The sequence below is a fragment of the Bacillus sp. JJ1503 genome (assembly GCF_036965125.1).
In the GTDB taxonomy this organism is placed as follows: domain Bacteria; phylum Bacillota; class Bacilli; order Bacillales; family Cytobacillaceae; genus Cytobacillus.
The window spans coordinates 1-1,701 of record NZ_JBALOZ010000445.1; the positions used below are offsets into that span (position 1 = coordinate 1).

Here is a 1,701-nt window from a genome sequence, read left to right on the forward strand (position 1 = left end):
CTATAAGATAGTAAGGAGAGGGTGACTGTGAGTCGCTCTTTTTTATGTGAATTTAATTTACCTATTTAATATAGTAAAAAAGTAATAAAAATAAGGGGGTTTGCGAATTGTTAGGAGCATTAAAACGTTATTATTGCATACCTATTCACATATTTAAGGGAAAAATGAACCAAATTTAGTTGTTTTTTGTATTTTTTAGTTATTTTTCGCCTTTAATCTATCAATATGTATTTAATTTATCTTTAAAAATATTTTTATATCATTCATGCATAATCTTCGAATAATCGGAAATTAATATTGTTAGATATCGGGGATAAGAAACAAACACTAAAAGAATTTAAAGCGAAAAAGGGGATTCACTATGAATGATAAGAAAATAAATAGACATGAATTACCTGAGGTATTGACTCCAAATCACATACAAGAAATATTAGGCATTGGAAGGAGAGCAACTTACGAATTTTTGCAGAATCCACCTTTTCATGTTGTTAGAGTAGGAAGATTGTTTAAAATTTCAAAGAAATCATTTTTTAAATGGTTAGATGGTGAGTAAGTGATGAGTGAGGTTCTTTATGGCTAATTGCTGGAGCAAAAAAGAGGAGAAAATATTGAAGGAAAACTTTTCTTCGGCAAAATGGGACGAACTATTAAAAATGTTACCTGATAAAGCTGAAGATGGAATTACTGGTCATGCAGCTAAGCTTGGATTGAAACGTGAAAGTGAAAAATTAGAACCGTATTATGATGAAGAAAAAGAGGCATGGGTTCAATCAACAATAAATTACAGGAAAATAAAATCAACTGTAACAACTGTCATGCCAGCAAAGAAAGGAACAACTTTTGAACAAGCGAATGATCGACTAGTTGATAACATGGCAAGAGCAATTTTCGATACAACGCAATCAAGATATAATGAATTTATTTTGCCAATTGGTTTAAAGTATTCTACAGAAAAATTGATTTCAATTTTTTATAAGTGGGATTTAGATTTATTTTTAGCTGGTGGTAAAAGTAAAGAAGAACAGGACGAAATAAATAAAATGTACAAAGATGAAATAATAAATGAAATAGAACGTGTAAATGGTTTGATTAAGAACAGGGATTAATCCTGGCTATATTAATAAGTAAAATTCATTATTAAGGAGTATTCAATGAAAAGAAAAGGTAAAGTACAAGGGCTTGCAGAAGAATTTGTAAAGCAATGTGGATTCAATTACCTTGTAGTTTCTAGAATGACTGAGGTCGGCACTAGGATGGCTACTTACTATCCGAATGAAAATAAGATAATAATTGACCCCAGAAAAATATACCAATCACACAAAAGATTTAAATTATCATTAATGGATTTTGTTCACATATTAATTGCACGTGAACTGGGGAGATCAATGGACGGATTGCTAGAAGAAAGAAATAATAAAATAGATAAGGCATTTCAATTAATTGAAAAAGGTTTTTATTTTGAGCAAATAAAATCATATTTAGTCGATTTAAAAAGTGAAGAGGAAGAGTTTGCTTCAATGAAAGGCAGAGAATTTATTAATAAAGAAATATTGGATCAATATGATAATAAATGTCAAAGATATCATCTATCAGAAACTTCAAGAATTGGGGTTAAGGCAAAATTAGAAGATTTATCAAGCCGACTCAAAGGAAATTCCATTGAAAATAATATTAATGAAATACTTAAAGGAGATATTTAAT

At 29.3% G+C, this 1,701-nt stretch carries 3 protein-coding genes; all 3 read left to right on the forward strand.

The genetic code is table 11. The features are described from left to right. Nucleotides 1–361 precede the first annotated feature (361 nt). Genes V7149_RS24845 through V7149_RS24855 form a run of 3 tightly spaced genes read left to right on the forward strand, consistent with a single transcriptional unit; the run spans nt 362 to nt 1,700 of the window. Complete coding sequence (locus V7149_RS24845) at nt 362–553, forward strand: DNA-binding protein (protein ID WP_335348242.1); 192 nt, start codon at nt 362–364, stop codon at nt 551–553. Between the two features lie 55 nt (nt 554–608). Next, entirely contained in the window at nt 609–1,106 is a 498-nt protein-coding gene (locus V7149_RS24850; protein ID WP_335348243.1) for a hypothetical protein, read from the forward strand. 45 nt (nt 1,107–1,151) lie between these two features. Next, nucleotides 1,152–1,700 (forward strand): hypothetical protein, encoded by a 549-nt coding sequence (locus tag V7149_RS24855; RefSeq protein WP_335348244.1) that lies wholly within the window; start codon nt 1,152–1,154, stop codon nt 1,698–1,700. Nucleotide 1,701: the final 1 nt, after the last annotated feature.

Bases quoted from the DNA above. Each gene is read 5' to 3' on its own strand.
- V7149_RS24845 (WP_335348242.1), top strand. From the start codon at position 362: ATGAATGATAAGAAAATAAATAGACATGAATTACCTGAGGTATTGACT.
- V7149_RS24855 (WP_335348244.1), top strand. From the start codon at position 1,152: ATGAAAAGAAAAGGTAAAGTACAAGGGCTTGCAGAAGAATTTGTAAAG.